Raw genomic sequence first — 18,392 nt, 5'->3', positions numbered from 1 at the left:
TAATGATTGACAACGGTCACGATCAAGGGAGCGCCCCGCAAGCACGCGGATCGCGTGCGCTTGCCGCAGGTATCCGCTTCATCCTCCCGAGCACGTTACGCCGCGCTATCGGTATCGCGGCCGGGACGCGGGAACGGATACGGGCGCCGCCGAAATCCGTTGCAATGTGGGAGGGTGCGGCATGAGCTATACGAAATACGGGTTTGATCCCGCACAGGTGGAACGGATCAAGCTGAAGATGAAAAATCCCCAAATCAAGGAACGGGTAAGAATGATTCTGCAAGGCGTGACGAAGTACGATCTTCAGGATCGCGTCAAAGTGCGGCGGTTTGTCGGCATGCTGACCAAGGCATTGGGCGAGAAAGTGACGGAGCAGCAGACGGAGCATTTGGTCCAATTCGTCATTTCGCAAAAAATCGACCCGAACAATACGTTTCATCTGATTAAATTGTGGAGCATGTTCCGCTGAGCGGAGCATGTTTTTTTGCATATCAGAATCTTTTAGCCGCCGCTGCCCCGGGTTGAATTGACGTGACGCTTTCCCGTATGATGAGAATAACGTTTCAAGCGATGAAGGAGCATAACAAATGGCCAAAATCCTCTTGGTGGACGACGACAACTACATCCGAGAACTGATGAAAGCATCATTGCACGGCGAAGGGTTTACGCTCTGGGAAGCCGAAAACGGACGGGAGGCGCTGGCCTTGTTGGAGCGAAGCCCCGCGGATTTGGTCATTCTCGACGTTATGATGCCGCTCATGGACGGCTGGGAGCTATGCCGCGAGCTGCGCCGTATATATCCCGAGCTGCCGATGCTGATGGTGACCGCCCGGACGGAGACGATCGATAAGGTGAAGGGCTTCGAGCTCGGCACGGACGATTATTTGGTCAAGCCGTTCGATCCGCCGGAGCTTGTCGCGCGAGTGAGGGCGCTGCTCAAGCGATACCGGATCGCTTCCTCGCAAGTGATTCGGCTTGGCGAAGTGGAGCTGAACCGCAGCAGCTTTGAAGTATGCCGCGGCGGGGAACGGATGTCGCTTCCGCTGAAGGAATTCGAGCTGCTGTTCAAGCTGGCTGCGCACCCGAACCAAATTTTCACGCGCAATCAGTTGATTGAACAAATATGGGGAATCGACTACGAGGGAGACGACCGGACGGTCGACGTGCATATCAAACGGCTGCGCGAACGGTTTCCGGAGCCGCTCGCGGGATTTGCCATTCGCACAATCCGCGGCCTTGGCTATAAGCTGGAGGTGCTGGCATGATCCGTTCGCTATATTCGCGAGTCATCCTTACGTTTATGGGTGCCGTGATCGTCGGGCTGATCTCCGCATTTTATTTGACCAATTGGTTTTTTCGCGATCAAGTGATCCATACGATAAACGATGAGCTGCTGCAAAACGCCAAGGATCTAGTCGAGACGTACGGGATGACCCGCGGGGTGGAAGTGGACAAGTTTTTGCGCGCCCATTATTCGGTGCGCGGCAACGTCGTCACGCTGATCGACGCGTCCGGGCAGCGGTACCGATTTGACGACCAGCTCTCCGAGAACGTTAAGCCAATCCCGGAGGAGGCGATTCGCCGGGTGCTGGACGGACAACCGTATCAGAGCAACGAGGAGGAGCCGGAGAGTTTGCTTGCGGGCTATCCGCTCTCGGCAGAAGACCGCAAGTATGCGCTGTTCGTGCAGCCGGGGGAGCTGCACATGGCTTACTTGATTCGGCGCATGGTGCTGACGTCGCTGGCTATTGTGCTCATCGTCGGCAGCCTGCTGCTGGCGGTGGCTGCGCGATATCTCGTTCAGCCGCTGAAACGGATGACCTGGGCGACCCAGCGGCTTGCCAAGGGCGATTTCAATGTCAATTTGGAGTGGAAGCCGCGAAAGGACGAGCTTGGCGAACTGGCTCAAAGCTTCAGCCATATGGCATCGGAGCTCGGGCAGATGGAGCAAATGCGCCGAGATTTCGTCTCCAATGTCTCCCATGAAATTCAGTCGCCGCTGACGTCGATTGCCGGATTTTCGAAGGTGCTGCGCAGCCGACCGATGCCTGAAGAGGAACGGAATCGATATTTGGATATTATTACGACGGAGTCGGAAAGGCTGTCACGGCTGAGCGATAATTTGCTCAAGCTCGCTTCGCTGGATTCGGAGCATCATCCGTTCCATCCGCGCACGTACGGGCTGGACGAGCAGCTCCGGCGGGTAATCGTATCGCTCGAGCCGCAATGGACGGCCAAGAAGCAAAAGCTCGAATTGAAGCTGCCGTCCGTGAAAGTGGCTGCGGATGAAGACCAGCTGAACCAGGTATGGATCAATCTGCTGGGTAATGCAAGCAAATTCACACCCGAGGAAGGAACGATCCGGATCACGCTCCAGCCTTTGACCGACCGGGTCCGCGTCCGGATCGAAGACAATGGAATCGGCATTACGCCAGAGGAACAGGCACGCATTTTCGACCGGTTTTACAAAGCCGACCGTTCGCATAACCGGGCGCAAGGGGGGAGCGGCCTCGGTCTGGCTATCGCCAAACGCATTGTCGAATTGCACCGCGGCACCATCGAAGTGAGCAGCCGGCCCGGCGTGTCGACCGTCTTCACGGTAACGCTGCCGAGCGTATCGGTGAAACGCGGCTAGCGGGCCGCTCTCCTTAAATTCCCTTAGTTCCCCTTAAACTCCTATCGTTTTATAGGTCGGATCGTTTTATAGTTAAACCTGGCTCAATGGTTGAGCCGGGTTTTCTTTTTGTTCAAACTTCGTTCATGTTCAGTTCATATTGGCGTTGTAATGTAACTCATAGACCGCATGTTATTGGATTCATAGAGATAGAACGGAAGGAGCTCGAGAATGAACCGGCTGATTCAATTTTCAATGAAAAACGTTTCGGCGCTCATGATTATGATCGTTCTCCTGCTCGGCAGCGGGATTTATTCGGCCCTCAACATCAAGGAGGAGAACTTTCCGGATATTTCATTCCCTGTCGTCATGGTATCCACCACGTACACCGGCTCGCCGCAGGACGTGATGGAGAACATTACGAAGCCGATCGAGGAGAAGCTTGCGAATGTGGAAGGCATCGACTCGCTGACCTCCACATCCAGCGACAACATTTCTTCGGTGCTCGTGCAGTTCAAGCAGGGCGTCGACATTGACAAGAAAAAGCAAGACATCGACAGCCTGCTGCAGGAAGTCAAACTGCCTAACGCGGCAGGCAGGCCGAAGGCTGCGACATTCGGCTTCGCTTCCATCCCTGCATACTACTTGGTGGCGTATGCGGACGAGGGGATGAGCCAGACCGAGCTTGATAAGCTGTATAAAGATAAAATCAAGCCGGGCTTCGAAGGGCTTGGCGGTATCGACCATGTCAACGCCATCGGCAATCGAGAGACTTCGATGGACATTCAGCTTAATGCCGACGCGCTCAGCGCATTCGGATTGACGCCGTCCCAGGTGACCGCGGCGATCAACTCGTCGCTTTCCAAGGGACCGATCGGCACGGTCGAACTGAGCGGCAACGCGAAGATGGCCCGCGTCACGGGCGATTTGGACAGCTTGTACAGCCTGGAGCAAATGGAGATCGGGCTGCCTACCGGCGGTACCGTAACGCTGTCTCAAGTGTCGCAAGTGTCCGCGATCGCCGAATCCGAATTTAACGCGCGGCTGGACGGCAAGCCTGCGCTTGGCATTCATTTATTCAAAACGAAAGACGCCAACGCGGTGGAATTCTCCGATGCAGCGGATAAGCTGATGGCGGATTGGAAGACGACGATGCCGAACGTCACGTTCAAGTCGATCTATAACAGCGCGGATGAAGTAAAAGAATCGATTCACGGCATGCTGCGGGAAGGGATTGCCGGAGCACTGCTCGCTTCCATCATGATTCTGCTATTCCTGCGAAACGTAAGAATGACGCTGATCGTGCTCGTATCCATTCCGCTTTCCATCCTGATCACTCTGCTCATGCTGAAGCAGATGGACATCACGCTGAACATTATGACGCTGGGCGGCATGTTTATCGCGGTCGGCCGGGTCGTGGACGACTCGATCGTCGTCATCGAGAACATTTATACGAATTTGGCCAAGGCGCAGGAGCGTAACGAATCGGTTATCGCCTATGCGACCAAGCAAGTGGCGATGGCGATAACATCTTCAACGATTGCGACGGTTGGCGTATTCGCGCCGATCGGTCTGGTCAGCGGTATCGTCGGCGAAATCTTCAGGCCGTTCGCCATAACAATAGGATGTGCACTTCTCGCTTCGCTACTCGTTGCGCTTACGGTCATTCCGATGCTCGCCAAGCTGCTCGTGCTGGGCGGCAAATCGATCAAGGCGCATGACGAGCACAATCCTGACAAACTTACAGTGTTCTACGAAAGAATATTGGCGTGGTGTTTGACCCACCGGGTCAAGACGATGCTCATATCCGGCTTATTGTTCGTTGTATCGATCGCGGTAACCGTCCCGAATCTGGCGGTGGCCTTCATGCCGAATGGGGAATCTCCGCGGACGATGTACTACCAGATCAAGCTGCCTTACGAAACGTCGTTTAACTCGACGGATTTGAAATCCAAAGAGCTTGAGAAAATGATGCTTGAAACAAAGGACTCCAACGGAGATCCGGTATTCAACTATGTGGAAGCACTGGTCGGCTACAGCGACGGGGACGATCGTGTTGCTTATGCGATGCAAATTTACGTGGAAGCGAACAAGAACGTGAACCCCGATCAAGTCAAGGACCAGTTCAAGCAGGTGATTCTGGCCGAGCTGCCAAAAGGTTCGGAAGTAGAGCCCCGGTCGCTTGGTGGAGGGGGCGGGGTATCGACCACCGACTTCTCGTATTCCTTGATCGGCGAAGATCAGAAGCAGCTTGAGACAGCAGCCACAGCCATCAAGCAAAAGCTGACTGAATTTCCGGAGCTCAGCGAAATCGAGGACAGCCTGAGCGACGCGAAAACGCAGGTGGACATCGTCGTGGATCAGAAGAAAGCACGGGCTTACGGGCTGGATGTCGCTGCAGTCCGAGAAACGGCGCGCAACTGGATCGCGAAGCAGGAGCTTGGCGATATCAAGCTCGACGACATTACGTATACGACTACCGTGTCGCTCTCCAAGACGGACAAGGATTCGCTGGAGAAGCTTGGACGGATGCCGATCAAAACGAATGCCGGAACGGTCTACTTGGACGAAATCGCTAAGATCAAGGAAGTTGACGCGCCCGCATCGATTCGGCGGGATAATCAGAAGCAAGTGGTCAACATTACCGCAAAAATCGATTCTGCGGATAAAAGCGGCGTGAGCCGGAAAATATCGGCAGCACTCGAGGCGATGGAGCTGCCCGACGGTGTTGGCCGTCAGATCAAAGGGGTAAGTGAAGATATTAACGAAAGCTTTACCCAGCTGTTTGCCGCCATGGCGGTGGCCGTGGCTGTCGTGTATCTCGTCATGGTGCTTGCGTTCGGGAATGCTGGGGCCCCTCTGGCCATTCTATTCTCGCTGCCGCTGGCAGCGATCGGAGGCTTGCTCGCTCTATTAATTACGAAGGAATCGCTCAACGTCACCTCGATGATCGGCTTTATGATGCTGATCGGGATTGTCGTGACGAACGCGATCGTGCTCATCGACAGGGCGCAGCAGCTTCGCCACGAAGGGTATACGGTGCGGCATGCCTTGATCGAAGCCGGCCGCGTACGCTTGCGCCCGATCATTATGACGGCCGGCGCGACGATTGTCGCCCTGCTGCCGCTGGCGCTGGGCTTTACGAAAGGAACGCTTATTTCCAAAGGCCTTGCGGTTGTCGTAATCGGCGGATTGACAACGTCCACCGTGCTCACGCTGGTCGTTGTGCCGATCGTGTACGAAATGATCGAAGCGTTCAAGAGCCGGGTATCGGGATGGATTCATAGAGAGAAGCGCAGCGGCGGCAAGCCGACTTCGCTCGAAATGTAAGAAGAGGAGGCACCCCATCGATGTCAGAGAGAGCGAAAAAGGCGAAGAAACGGGTCTGGACGCTGGCATTGCTGGCAGCCGTTACGGCGCTTGCCGCCGGCTGCTCCGCGTCAAAAGGCCAGGCCACGGTTAATATGGATTTGGAGAACAAACCGCTCAAAACCGAGACGATCGCGAAGAAAAAAATTAGCGAGCCTCGCGAGCAGATTGCCGATGTCGCCGCCATCACGACGGTAGATATTATGCCGAAAGCAAGCGGCCAAGTTACATCGGTGTACAAAAAACGCGGCGATGTGGTGCAGGCGGGCGAAGCGCTGTTCCATATCGACAGCAGGGATGCGGAATCTGCCTCGCAGAAGAGCCGGATTTCGCTGGAAAGCGCACGGCAGTCGCTTGAAAAGTCACGCGAAGATACGGTGAATACCCGGCGTGATCTGCAAAGCGCCATAGCCAAAGCGGAAGAACAGGTGAGCAACGCCCAGAAAGAGTACAGTAAGATTCGAAATGATTATGATGAGGGTCAAGCGACGCTGCGTCAGGTGGAGCAAGCGGAGACGGCGTACAACAACGCGCGGCTTGATTTGGAGTCGCAGCAGAACAAGCTGGCGGCCATGGACAAAACAGACCCGCTTGCGGCGCAGCAAGCGCAGGCTTCTTCTTCGCAGGTCGCCTATGAGGATGCACAGCGCGCCTTGGAAAATTACGACGTGAAGGCTCCGGTCAGCGGCGTTCTTACCGATTTCAGCGTGGAAGCCGGAGGCTCCGTTTCACAAACCGCGAAGGTCGGACAGGTGCAGCAAATCGATCCGATCAAAATCAAGGCGGAGCTCACCGAAGCGTCTTATCAACTGGTCAAGAACAAGAAGCAGCTGACATTCTTTAGCACCGACCGGTCGTCAGAGAAGGCGACGGCCGACATAACATTCCTGTCGAACGTGATGAGCGCGCAGACGAAGACGTACTCGCTGGAGTTGGAAGTCGCCAACGCCGATCAGAAGCTGAAGCCCGGTTCCCGGGTGCTGCTGCAGCTGACGACGGAGGACGAGGAGCAGGTGATTGCCGTTCCTACGCTCAGCATTGTCCGGGAAGGGGCGGACTCTTACGTATTCGTCCTTCAGGGAGATCATGTGGAACGACGCAAAGTTAAGCTGGGACGTCTCGGCGACACGTATCAGGAAGTGCTCGATGGCGTGAAAGAGGGAGAGAAGCTTGTCACATCAGGCCAGCACCAGTTGAAGGACGGACAAAAAGTCAACTCGGCCGGGGCGGCTGTCGCTCCTTCGGCGTCAGGGCAGCCTGCAGCAGATTCGTCCAAAAAATAATACCGCATTAGGAGGCATTTCGATGAACAAGCATTGGAAAACAGCGATGACCGCCGTCTTGATCGGTTCGACCATCATTCAAGTCGGCGTCCCGGTTTTGGCCGCGGACAACCCTCAAGCGGCTGTAGCCGCACCGAGCAACTACGGGCTGACCGATACGATTCGCGCCGCAGTGAAGAGTCTGGCGGTCGAAACGACGCCAAGCGGCACGCGCATTGCAGCGACCGTTCGATTGTATAACGGAGGCACGCAAAAAACGCGTATACCGGATCACCAGCTGCGCATCCGTTCAACCGACGGGAACGAATATACGCTGAATGCCAGCGCGGCCAACAAAGGTGCGCTTCAGCCGAATGAAATCGGCGAGCTTGTCTATATGAACGTGATCGACAGCGGGACGCCGATTACGATTTCCCAGCTTTCGTTCGTTTATGTAGATGAATATGTATATCCGAAGACAGAAACGCCGCTGCTGAACATTCCGATCGACAAGCAAGTATGGTATGCATCGGCTGTCGGCTCGCAGGCCGCCGAGTCGAGAGAATGGGGCGAATCGTTTACGATTCCGGGCCTGAACTCCTCTCTCCGCTATACGCCGACGGCAATCGACGTGCAGTACGTCTCGACGGCCGCTCAGGCTGCCGGCGCTTCCGCTGCTGCTGGCACTTCCGCCAGCGCTGCTTCCTCGACCGGCCGCGTAGCGCTAGTCACCATGCTGGTGGAGAACCCGGGCGTCGGTCGCGAAACGATGCCGGAATTCCGCTTGGACGGACAAACGGAGCAAAAAAATTACACGGGCAAACGCGCGGAGCAAGGTCCGATTACCGTTGACGTGGGCGAGAAAAAATATGTGCATTTCGCCATCCCGATGGACAATAACAGCGAGACGCTGAAGTCGCTCATCGTCACGACGACTGAAACGTATGTTCAGGCGGGCTCGCAAGGCGCAGCTTCGGCAAGCACGAACTTTGACGTCGGCCGCCTTAGCGTGGCGGTTCCTGCCGGAAGTCAGACCGATACGGTGCAGGCGGATCCGTATACGATGGGGAATTTGATCGCCATGGACCCGGTGAACAAGCTGATCGATGGAAAAACGGAAGTGTCGCTGATGGAAATGCACATTCACGATAATGGCGACACTGGTTATAAGACCGTCGTCGGCAAGTTCAAGCTGACGAACCGGAACGACATCCCTGTTCCGCTCCCGGCATTCCAGACCGAACTCGTCGGCAGCGGCGGGGTAACGTTCGCCGGTACGCGTCAGTCGAATGCGGCGGCGACGTTGAACCCCAATATGGGCTATGTCATCAACTATTCGTTTAATGTGCCGAAGGCGGAGACCGGCGAGCAGTTGAAGCTGAAGCTGCTGGATGCGCAAACGGCCGCTCCGTACAAGAGTACGATTGCGGCGATCCAGACGGCGGCTACCGATCCGGAAGCGGGCGGGACCGCGTTCAAGCTGTATCCGTTCGATATTACGCTGAACGATTGGATTATTGCGACGCTGACGACGCCTACCGGTTCGTCGTTCGTATATAACTACAAGCTGTCGCTGAATTTGGATATCAAGCAGGCGGACGACGTGCTACTTGACAACAATTTCTCCAAGCTTCGCTTTGAACTGGTCGATAACTTGGGCCGCATCGTCGGTACGGCGGATTCCGAGCTTACCGGACCGAACAAGCTGGTCAACGGCAAGCAGACGGTTACGTTCAACGCCAAATCCGAACAGCTGGACTACCCGCTGACGCTTAACGTTTATGAAAGCTTCGATACGCCGAACGGACAGGCGAAGCGTTTCATCACGAGCCTCAAGCAGCAAAACGGTTAAGCCGTGCCATTGTAAAGCCGTATTATGCGGTGACATGTCTTTTTCGTAATTCATTTATTCCCAGCAGCGCTTCTTCCCGTTTCGGGCAAGAGGCGCTTTTTCTTTGGCCGCATGGCTAGGAACGCTCACTGTAAGAAGGTCACAGTTCGTTCCGAATTGGTGTGATCTTAATCACACGCCCGGATTGGGCAGTCGCGTATACTCGTTGTATCGAGTCAAAAAGCTAATCGAAAGCGAGTGATTTTGTTATGCTGCGTGAATCAACAATCCAAATTATTAAATCAACGGTGCCTGTCCTCGAACTCCACGGGACGGAAATAACGAAGCGGTTTTATCATCTCTTGTTCACCAATCATCCTCAACTGTTGAACGTGTTCAACCATGCGAATCAGAAGCAGGGCCGTCAGCCGGAAGCGCTGGCGAACGCCATCTATGCGGCTGCGCTGCACATTGACAAGCTGGAGTCAATCCTTCCTGTCGTGAAGCAGATTGCCCATAAGCATCGAAGCCTCGGCATTCAAGCGGAGCAATATCCGATCGTCGGGAACACCCTCCTGACTGCCATCAAAGACGTGCTGGGCGATGCGGCGACGGAGCCGATTTTGGCGGCGTGGGCGGAGGCTTACGGCGTCATCGCCGATGTCTTTATATCGGTAGAAGCTGAAATGTACGATGAGGCTGAACGACAGCAAGGCGGCTGGAAAGGGTTTCGCATGTTCCGCGTGGATCGCAAGCAGAAGGAAAGCGAAGTCATTACGTCCTTTTACCTTGTGCCGGTCGACGGCGGGGCGATTGCGGATTTTGAACCGGGGCAGTATGTGAGCGTCAAACCGGAAATACCGGGCGAGACATATACCCATATTCGTCAATACAGCCTTTCGGACGCGCCGGGTAAGCCGTACTACCGCATTTCGGTAAAGCGCGAGGATGCACTGGACGGTCGCCCGGAGGGCAAAGTTTCGTCTTACTTGCATCGCCATACCGAAGAGGGGGACATCCTATGGCTGACCGCTCCGGCCGGAGATTTCGTACTGAACCGCACCGACCGGAGGCCGGTCGTGCTGATCAGCGGCGGCGTCGGACTGACGCCGATGGTAAGCATGCTGAATACACTGGCGGAGACAGCTCCCGACCGGCAAGTGATATTCATTCACGCGGCCCTCAATGGTGAAGTCCATGCGATGCGGGAGCATGTGACCGGACTGGCGCAAAAGCATGCGCAGCTGAGCGTACACTTCTGTTATCAACAACCGACGGATGGCGATCGGCTGCTGCAGGCATTTGACAAGGAAGGGTATATCGATTTGCCGTACTTGAAGTCCGTTGTACCGAACAAAGACGCCAGCTTTTACTTCTGCGGTCCCGTTCCGTTTATGCGCTCGATCAATCATGCGCTGAAGGAGTGGGGAGTTCCCGCCGCTGACGTGCATTACGAATTTTTTGGTCCGGCCGGCAGTTTGGATGAACCGGCAGTCGCATCCGGCAAGTAATCTAACGAGCGAGTACCGTCGGGAGGATCGGCGGCCGGCAGCTTCTCCTGTGCGTGCATGCGCCTGATTCCGGTCGCGGCGGCGTTAGAGCGCTATCTGCCGCTGCCGGCGGACTGCGCGCGCAGCAGCCGGTTGACCGTCTCGCGCCTAACGCCGATCAACTGGCCGATCTCTTCTTGGGTGAGCACATCGGTCAGCGCGGCCGAACCGATATACGTTCCGAACCATTCTTGCAGTTTGTGCAGCTTGTCTGACGGGGACGTCTGGGTCAGCTGGTCGATTCGCTGCTGCATCATGCGCAGCTTGCTTTGCAGCTGGAGCGCGATCTCAAGCCCCTTCTCCGGATGCTGCTTCAGGCTGGCGTACCACTGCGCGGCGGGCAGCGTCTCCACTTCGCTGGTCACGAGCGCAATCGCCGTGCCGTGATAATCTTTCGGGCTGATGAGCGAATGATGGGGTATGATTTCGCTGGGAACGATAATATTGAATAAGATCGGGCTTCCATCCTCGTGAACGCGAACGATTTTTAGCAGACCGCTTTTGAGATGATATAACGGTCCTGATTCTCCTTGACGGAACAAGGTTTCGCCTTTATGCAGCAGCATGGCGTACTCTCCTCGGCTATCGTGTCTGGCCTTATTCGACCAGACCCGGCATGTTTGAATAAATATTTAAATAAATGAATGAACCTTGAAAAAGCTTCGTGACGAAGCTTTTTTCTTTTGTCAAATTATATCATAAAACGATTCGTTTCGAATGAGATTGCAAGCGAAGGCCAAAACGTTTATTAATGGATATAGAAAGGAGGGTCGAGCTTATTGAAACTGAGTGTACTGGATCTTGCTCCCGTATTTGACGGCGCGGACGCCGCGGGCGCATTGGCACAAGCATCATCGCTTGCGCAGGCGGCCGAGCGCGCGGGATACCACCGGTATTGGGTCGCCGAGCATCACGATATGCCGCGGCTGGCCTGTACGTCGCCAGAGGTGCTGCTCTCCCATATCGGTGCGCGCACCAAGACGATCAGGATTGGCTCCGGTGCCACGCTGCTGCCGCACTACAAGCCGATCAAAGTGGCGGAATCTTTCCATATGCTTTCTTCGCTATATCCCGGCCGCGTCGACTTGGGGATCGGACGGGCGCCTGGCGGCTCCGCTCATGTCATGATGGCGCTCAGCGGCAATTTTTTGGAAAACGTGCGCGTGCTGCCGCAATCGATCCGCGATTTGACTGCGCTGCTTGCAAACGAATACGTACATGAGGGCGAGCCTGTTACCGCTAGGCCGCTGCCGCCGGTCGCGCCGGAAGTTTGGATGCTTGGCACCAACCGGAAAAGCGCCGCTTACGCTGCGGAATTCGGAACCGGTTATGTATTCGGGCAGTTCATGAGCAACCTGGATGGATCGCAAGTGCTGGCGTCGTATCGCGAAAATTTCCGGCCGTCCCGCCTGTGCCGAGAGCCGCGCGCCATCGTTGCCATCGGCGTCATATGCGCCGATTCGGAAGAGGAAGCGCAGCGCTGGGCGGCGGAAGCTCGCCGCTGGTTCCAGCCGGAGCCGGATTCGCCGGACGCGGCGTTCTCCGCGAATGCGCCTTCGATGGAAGCGCCCGCGAATGCGACGGCGACATTCCCGGACAGTCGACACCGGCAGGAGCAGGCGTCTGCGCCTGTGAGTGCGGGCCCGGCTTCTTCGCCTGCAGCGGCTTCCGGATCTGGCAGACTGCTTGTCGGTCGACCCGATGACATCCGATCGCGACTGGAGGAGCTGTCCAGCGCCTGTGGGACGGATGAATTTTTAATCGTCACGCTTGTGCCGGATTACGCATGCCGGCTCCGCTCCTATGAGCTATTGGCGAAAGCGGTGCTCGGCTAGACGTCCTCACTTTTGACAAGCTGGACTCCCTGCAGAACGAATGGTTTAAGCCTGCAGGAAGCTTACATCATTGCAACATTTCGGAGCACCTTTGCGTTAAGAGGAGGTGCTCTTTTTTGCGTTGCGCGGCCTTTGTCATGGAAAAATGGGAGGATCGGCCTACGCATCCTTTTTGACGGCCGTGCGTATTAGTTTTACATTCATAGAGAGAAAGGAGTGTGATTGGACTGTGGCACGATTGGAATACCGGCTGTACTCGGAGCAGGGCGACACATTTCCGCTGCTATATTATTACGAGCGGGTCGGCCGTGATGAAACCGCCTTGCGGTTTGCTTGCGATTACTTTGTGAAGGACGGTACCGTGTACGAGAAAACGTCCGCTGCCGTCGAGTCCTCCTGCTATGTCGTTTATGTGAAGGAAGCGGAGGATGAACGGACCATGCCTTGGGGCAAGCCGCTGGCAGCGGGGCGCCGAGGCGTTGTTATGGAGCTGAGAGAGTATGCGGAGGGAACGGCCGATTACCCATTGATTCATACGTTCAGCTTTGCCGATACGTTAGAGGCGATGCTTCATCTGCAAGCGAACTATTTGTACGTCAACGACAGGGAGTGGTACCGAACTTCCACGGAAATTGACGAGGATCGGGAAACGTACGTGTATTACGCGGTTCCCGTGTAAAGCCGGATACTTAGCGGAGGGAGAGAAGCAGCATTGGAACGAAACGATAGCAGCGGGATGATCAGTCAGCCGGTCCAGCGTCCGCTGTCGATGCGAAAAGCGGTAAAGCTGTTTTTGGCGTCGGCGCTCATTCTGGGTAGCAGCGCAGGCTGCTCCAGCAATAAAGATTGCGTCGATCAAAATCAGGACGGCTACTGCGACAACGGCAGCGGCCGGTCCGGGTCCAGCGCAGGCTATTACGGCTCAGGCGGCGGGTCGAGCAAATCGGGGTCCTCTAGCGGTGTCAGCTCAGGCTCTCACGGAGGCATTGGCAGCAGCGGTATTTCCAGTTCCTGAGACGAGGGGAACGCTGGGGTGAATATTTATTGTGCAGCGTGCACGCGGCGTCAAGACCGGGTGCCTGCAGGGATAGAAGGAATGGATCATGAGAATGGAGCGTAGAAGGATGACCAAGGGAACCGTTCGATTGACGGACCGCTACGCTGACCGGCGAAACGCGATCTACGAACCGCTTCGCAGCGAAGGCGTCTTTACGTGGGATTGCCTGTACGGGCAAGAGTACGCCCTCGCCGGACTTTACCGTATGAGCCGGGATAAGCATCAGGAAATGCGCTCGGCAGCGGAAGCGCTCGGCCGGATCTATGCCAAGACGGTTTCCGTCGTTCAGCAGGGAGAGCCGGCGCTTTGGGCGGAGCTGGGGTTGCCCGAGGCGTCGTTCGGGGCTATCGCTCTGCGGTTCGACGAAACGATCCCGACGTTGATCGGGAGATTTGACTTTGCAGATACTCCGGGCGGCTTGAAGATGCTCGAGTTCAACAGTGATACGCCGACCGGCATTGTCGAAGCGTTTCACGTGAACGGGGCCGTATGCGAGGCGTACGGCGCTGAGGACCCGAATCGCGGCTGCAGCGCAATGCTGGGGGCGGCTTTCACCCGGATGAGGGAGCTGTACCGGCAGGCCGGCTGCAGGACGGAGCGTATCGTGTTCAGCGCGCTGGATTGGCATGAGGAAGACGCGGGAACGACGCGGTACTTGCTTGCGCAATCAGGACTGGTGGGGGCGGGCTTTGCACCGCTGTCAGCGCTGCGCGTGCTTGGCGAGCGGTTATGGTCGCCTGCCGACGAGAGCGATGCTGCGGAGCTGACACCTGTAGATTTGCTCTATCGTCTGCACGCCATCGAGAAATTGGCGCAAGACCGCGACGATGACGGTTATCCGACCGGAGAGCATGTGCTAAAGCTTATTGCCGACCGGGAGCTGGCCGTGATCAACCCGCCGTCCGGATTTGCGGCGCAGACGAAAGCGCTGCAGGCGCTCATCTGGAACTTGCATGAGACGGGGCGGTTTTATACGCCGGGAGAGCATGAGGTCATTGAACGTTATATGCTGCCGACGTATTTGGAGCCTCGTTTCCCGGAAGGAATGGCGTATGTCCGCAAGCCGATTCTTGGGAGAGAAGGCAGCGGCGTTACGATTTACGACGGAAGCGGGACCGCTCCCGAAGAGAACGGGGAAGACGAGTATTTGCATCAGCCGATGATATACCAGCAGTATGCGGAGCTGCCGCCGATCGAGGTCGAGACGCTCACGGGGCCATACCGCGGACGTCTGCTGTGGGGCTGCTTTCTTATCGACGGAAAAGGCTCCGCCGTTGTCGCCAGAGTAGGCGGACGCATTACCGATAATTTATCGTTTTATTTGCCGTCAGCGTTCAGCGGGTGAAGGACAGGAAAGAGAATACATAGGCCGGGAGGGTTACAGCATTGGCGCTTTGGGAGTCGATCGTTAATTTTTTAATTTATTTGGGAGTTTCGGTCCCGCTGATGGGCTTAGGCATTTTATTTTTTAATTGGACGACACCGTACAACGAGTTTCGCTTGATCCGGGACGGCGGCGATGTCGGCAACCCGGCGAAAGCGGCGGCGGGCAAAGCGGCCGCCTACGATCTAGGTGGGAAAATCATCGGGCAGGTGCTGGTGCTGGCTTCCGCGGTATACCACTCTGTCGGCATCGTCGATTTGATCGTATGGGGACTGCTTGGCATCGTATTTCAGATAGCCGTATTTTATTTGTTCGAGCTGTTGACGCCGTTTAAAGTCGTGGCCGAAATTCCGAAAGGAAATATTTCGGTAGGCATATTTACTTTTTGTCTAAGCGTGGCCTCCGGGCTTTTGATGGCTTCGCTGATCAGTTACTGATCAAGCTTAGAAGCCTCCGATTCTGTTGGATTGTAACCGTCGGCCGCATGGCGCCGGCGGTTTTTTTGCGTTTGGCAGTAAACGGCCCTGTTCGTTCCTTCAGCACTCGACACGAAAGGCGAATTTGTGAAAAAATCGCCGAGCCTGTCATAACGTACCGGATTCGGGCGTATATATTGTCTATCATTGAGGCTGAATACGAAAAGAGGTCGAAGTATGTTTTATTGTATCGCTTGCCAAGGGATTCATCCGCTTGAGCGGAGCAGCAAGGAAACGGAAATTAAAGACGTAACATTCCGGACAGGCTTTCATTATTACAACGGTGTGCTGTATCCGGCAGGGTACTGCGGGAAAGCTGATAAGCACAACAGTCCCCCTCCCGCAGGCAGCCGAAGTGCCGAATGGCTGGAGCCGTTTGCGCTGTCGCAATAGAACGTCGATCGCCGGCGGCGCTGCGCAAGGATTGGACCGCGCCGCCAGCCGGATGTTACGGGTACCACAGCGGCGATATGGCGCGGAGTGGATCCCACAGCACGGACAAGCCTTATCCCTCCTTTAGCATGAGCGGTTCGGGTGAAGCGGCAGATTGGGCGGGAAACATGCGCATCTGCAAAGGTCGGGCAAGCCGTTGGCTGCGTATAATACAGCATCCGGATACAAGGGGGGAGAAAGGATGACACCGCAGGAATTCATTCGTACCATCGCGCCTGTTGCTGTGTCCGAGCAGCAGCGTACCGGCGTGCTAGCTTCCGTTAAGATGGCCCAAGCGGCGCTCGAAACCGGCTGGGGGACGGCTGCCCCGGGTAACAACCTGTTTGGCATTAAAGGCACGGGTAACGATCTTGTCACACAGGAGTACGTGAACGGACGCTATATTACCATTCGCGACGGCTTTCGCGTATACGACAGCTGGGAGGACAGCATGAGGGATCATAGCGACTTTTTGCTGCAGAACGGCCGTTACGCTGCCGCGGGATTTTTTGAGCGGAGCCGGGCGTTAGACTATGCCGGGGCCGCTTATGCGCTGCAAAGCGCCGGCTACGCAACCGATCCGCAGTATGCGAATAAACTGATTTCGATCATACGAACGTACCGTTTAGAACAATACGATACGATGGAGGAGGAGGACTTCCCGATGAAATTCGAACACGACTGGCAGTGGAAAATGCTTGGCGACGCGCTGGACGGCTTCTACCATAAGGGGCTGCTGTCGGATTATACTTGGGCGGAAAAAGCGTATCAGCGGCAGCTGACCGGTGCAGAGCTGGCTTGGCTGAATACCGTCATCTTCGCAAGGCAGAGCGGGATCGACGTATAAATAAAAGCATCCCGCCGGTTTAGCTAACCGAGGGGATGCCGAAGTATCGTCAGATGCGGTGTTGCTCAAAACATTATCGGCGGAAACCGGACAGCTGCTGTTCCGCGATTTGCACCAGTCGGCGCACCATATGTCCGCCGATTGCGCCGGTGTCGCGCGTAGCCATATAACCGTAGTAACCGTCCTGCGGAATTTGAATGCCGAGCTCCTGCGCGACTTCGTATTTCAATTGCTCCAACGCCTGGGACGCTTGCTGCACCACCAATTGATTGCTGCTTCTGGATTGACCTCTAGCCATCGATATACCTCCATTTGTTTGGTTTCATACCAGTAATCTTATATGTCCCCCATCCATTCCCTAATTATTCATCCCATTCGTCGTGATATGATGAATTTGGTGATGACAATGTTTATTTCCCCTATGCTCCCGGAACCTGCATCCAAGCCGTTCACGGACGATTCTTATTTATTCGAACCGAAGATGGCCGGCCACCGGCTGATTTTGTCGCGGAACGCGAGAGAAACCAGGCTGTGGACGCGTCATAAGGAAGAGTGCACGCGGCAATATCCGGAACTGCACCGCGTCCCGATCGAGAGCGGCGATGTCGTTCTCGACGGCGAAGTATGCTGCGTTAATCCCGATACCGGCCAACTGGAGCCGGGCTGGGTGATAGAGAGATTGAAATTAAACAACACTAGACGTATCGATGCGTATGCTGCCCGGAGGCCGGTTCATTTTGCCGTCTGGGATATATTGTTTTATAAAGAACGAGATCTTCGCACCCTTCCGCTTGTCAAAAGACGTTCGATTCTGGAGTCTGTACTGGACGCAAACGATCGTTTCGTCATTGTACCGCAGACGGAGGGCAGCGCAAGTGGCCTTTTGAGTGAATGGAAACATAAAACGGTAAATGGCATCGTCGCCAAAAAAATGGACAGCCCTTACGTATCAAGGCGCTCCCACGATTGGTTGAGGATTGCGATGGATGATCAAACTTCGGAACCGGATGCTGGTGACAATGTGCCTGCATCCCCATTGTCATAAATATATTGCAAGGTGCCCTTATAAATTGAAACGTTAACTCGAATCGTATGACATAGTCAAAATTGTTTCATAGACATAGAGTGAGGAGAGACCAGAAATAACACTTGGTCGGAGTCCATTTCAGAATCCGTTCAACCATCTCAAACGGCTGGCGAAGCGCCAACATCTAACGTTAACGAGGCAGCCAGTTCCGGTGAAAGCGCGGCTTCCGGTCCAGAGTTGGCCGCACCCGGGCAAATCAATGCCGCTGGATCCGGGATTTCCTTAGGCGGTATAGGCGGTGTCCCGTCATTTGAAAGAGAAGAAGAGAAAATCACGATTTCAAAAGAAGTGTTTGACAACATTTATTATGGGATGACTTATGAGCAAGTGACGGGGATGATCGGCGGGCCCGGTGAAGTCATATCAGAAAAAAATGATGGTGGTGGTCAGCAATCATCAATCATGTATTTATATCATGGGAACACAAACGGGTCGAGTGCGATATTCAGTTTTAAAGGCGGCGTTTTGAAGCTTAAGACGCAAATGGGATTGGAATAAATAGTGAAGCTTACGTAAAGACAGTCCTTTCAGAAGATCTGGAAGGACTGTTTGGCATTTGTTATCATGTGAGAAAATAATTCGGGCCCCGTCTCACGACGAGGCCCTTCATGGGAGAGGAGAAACCGGACGAAGAGCTTATGGGGAACG

At 55.3% G+C, this 18,392-nt stretch carries 18 protein-coding genes; 16 read left to right on the top strand and 2 right to left on the bottom strand.

Annotation, left to right across the window (positions count from 1 at the left end):
• Nucleotides 1-181 precede the first annotated feature (181 nt).
• From KXG62_RS03115 to hmpA, 7 genes are all read left to right on the top strand, one after another.
• A complete protein-coding gene (locus KXG62_RS03115) occupies nt 182-469 on the top strand; it encodes a stage VI sporulation protein F (protein WP_218090462.1) in 288 nt (95 codons plus the stop codon).
• Between the two features lie 118 nt (nt 470-587).
• Nucleotides 588-1,265 (top strand): response regulator transcription factor, encoded by a 678-nt coding sequence (locus KXG62_RS03110; RefSeq protein ID WP_218090461.1) that lies wholly within the window; start codon nt 588-590, stop codon nt 1,263-1,265.
• Nucleotides 1,262-2,635: a sensor histidine kinase gene (locus tag KXG62_RS03105; protein ID WP_218090460.1), complete on the top strand. Its 1,374-nt coding sequence runs from the start codon at nt 1,262-1,264 to the stop codon at nt 2,633-2,635. Before KXG62_RS03110 ends, KXG62_RS03105 begins: the two co-directional genes overlap by 4 nt.
• Before the next feature lie 210 nt (nt 2,636-2,845).
• Complete coding sequence (locus tag KXG62_RS03100; protein WP_218090459.1) at nt 2,846-5,944, top strand: efflux RND transporter permease subunit; 3,099 nt, start codon at nt 2,846-2,848, stop codon at nt 5,942-5,944.
• A 20-nt stretch (nt 5,945-5,964) separates the two neighbouring features.
• Nucleotides 5,965-7,266 carry an efflux RND transporter periplasmic adaptor subunit gene (locus KXG62_RS03095; RefSeq protein WP_218090458.1) on the top strand — a complete coding sequence of 434 codons (1,302 nt, stop codon included), beginning with the start codon at nt 5,965-5,967 and terminating at the stop codon, nt 7,264-7,266.
• A gap of 22 nt (nt 7,267-7,288) precedes the next feature.
• A complete protein-coding gene (locus KXG62_RS03090; RefSeq protein ID WP_218090457.1) occupies nt 7,289-9,097 on the top strand; it encodes a hypothetical protein in 1,809 nt (602 codons plus the stop codon).
• 248 nt (nt 9,098-9,345) lie between these two features.
• Nucleotides 9,346-10,587, top strand: a complete 1,242-nt coding sequence (gene hmpA, locus KXG62_RS03085; RefSeq protein WP_218090456.1) for an NO-inducible flavohemoprotein — start codon at nt 9,346-9,348, stop codon at nt 10,585-10,587.
• Between the two features lie 92 nt (nt 10,588-10,679).
• On the opposite strand, the gene KXG62_RS03080 is transcribed toward hmpA, so the two are convergent.
• Nucleotides 10,680-11,192, bottom strand: coding sequence for a Crp/Fnr family transcriptional regulator (locus KXG62_RS03080; protein ID WP_218090455.1), 513 nt, complete (start codon nt 11,190-11,192; stop codon nt 10,680-10,682).
• Nucleotides 11,193-11,405: 213 nt separating this feature from the next.
• Here KXG62_RS03080 and KXG62_RS03075 point away from each other — a divergent pair, with 213 nt between their 5' ends.
• The 7 genes from KXG62_RS03075 (at nt 11,406) to KXG62_RS03045 (ending at nt 16,657) form a co-directional block, all read left to right on the top strand.
• Nucleotides 11,406-12,461 carry an MsnO8 family LLM class oxidoreductase gene (locus KXG62_RS03075; protein WP_218090454.1) on the top strand — a complete coding sequence of 352 codons (1,056 nt, stop codon included), beginning with the start codon at nt 11,406-11,408 and terminating at the stop codon, nt 12,459-12,461.
• Between the two features lie 229 nt (nt 12,462-12,690).
• A complete protein-coding gene (locus tag KXG62_RS03070; RefSeq protein ID WP_218090453.1) occupies nt 12,691-13,140 on the top strand; it encodes a hypothetical protein in 450 nt (149 codons plus the stop codon).
• Between the two features lie 90 nt (nt 13,141-13,230).
• Entirely contained in the window at nt 13,231-13,476 is a 246-nt protein-coding gene (locus tag KXG62_RS03065; RefSeq protein ID WP_218090710.1) for a hypothetical protein, read from the top strand.
• Nucleotides 13,477-13,570: 94 nt separating this feature from the next.
• Nucleotides 13,571-14,863: a glutathionylspermidine synthase family protein gene (locus KXG62_RS03060; RefSeq protein WP_425517328.1), complete on the top strand. Its 1,293-nt coding sequence runs from the start codon at nt 13,571-13,573 to the stop codon at nt 14,861-14,863.
• 41 nt (nt 14,864-14,904) lie between these two features.
• On the top strand, nt 14,905-15,339 hold the full coding sequence (locus KXG62_RS03055; RefSeq protein ID WP_218090452.1) for a DUF350 domain-containing protein: 435 nt from the start codon (nt 14,905-14,907) through the stop codon (nt 15,337-15,339).
• Between the two features lie 216 nt (nt 15,340-15,555).
• A complete protein-coding gene (locus KXG62_RS03050) occupies nt 15,556-15,771 on the top strand; it encodes a DUF3973 domain-containing protein (protein ID WP_218090451.1) in 216 nt (71 codons plus the stop codon).
• Between the two features lie 241 nt (nt 15,772-16,012).
• Nucleotides 16,013-16,657, top strand: coding sequence for a glycoside hydrolase family 73 protein (locus KXG62_RS03045; RefSeq protein WP_218090450.1), 645 nt, complete (start codon nt 16,013-16,015; stop codon nt 16,655-16,657).
• 73 nt (nt 16,658-16,730) lie between these two features.
• On the opposite strand, the gene KXG62_RS03040 is transcribed toward KXG62_RS03045, so the two are convergent.
• Nucleotides 16,731-16,955 (bottom strand): alpha/beta-type small acid-soluble spore protein, encoded by a 225-nt coding sequence (locus tag KXG62_RS03040; RefSeq protein WP_218090449.1) that lies wholly within the window; start codon nt 16,953-16,955, stop codon nt 16,731-16,733.
• 102 nt (nt 16,956-17,057) lie between these two features.
• Between KXG62_RS03040 and KXG62_RS03035 the strand changes: the two genes are divergently transcribed.
• Both KXG62_RS03035 and KXG62_RS03030 read left to right on the top strand, forming a co-directional pair.
• The gene (locus tag KXG62_RS03035; RefSeq protein ID WP_218090448.1) at nt 17,058-17,702 is read left to right on the top strand and encodes an ATP-dependent DNA ligase; all 645 of its coding nucleotides are present in this window, start codon (nt 17,058-17,060) and stop codon (nt 17,700-17,702) included.
• 219 nt (nt 17,703-17,921) lie between these two features.
• The gene (locus KXG62_RS03030) at nt 17,922-18,242 is read left to right on the top strand and encodes a hypothetical protein (protein ID WP_218090447.1); all 321 of its coding nucleotides are present in this window, start codon (nt 17,922-17,924) and stop codon (nt 18,240-18,242) included.
• Nucleotides 18,243-18,392: the final 150 nt, after the last annotated feature.

Source organism: Paenibacillus solanacearum, from assembly GCF_910593845.1.
In the GTDB taxonomy this organism is placed as follows: Bacteria; Bacillota; Bacilli; order Paenibacillales; family NBRC-103111; genus Paenibacillus_G; species Paenibacillus_G solanacearum.
The sequence above is the reverse complement of the archived record's forward strand: the minus strand, read 5'-3'. Positions and strand labels throughout refer to the sequence as shown.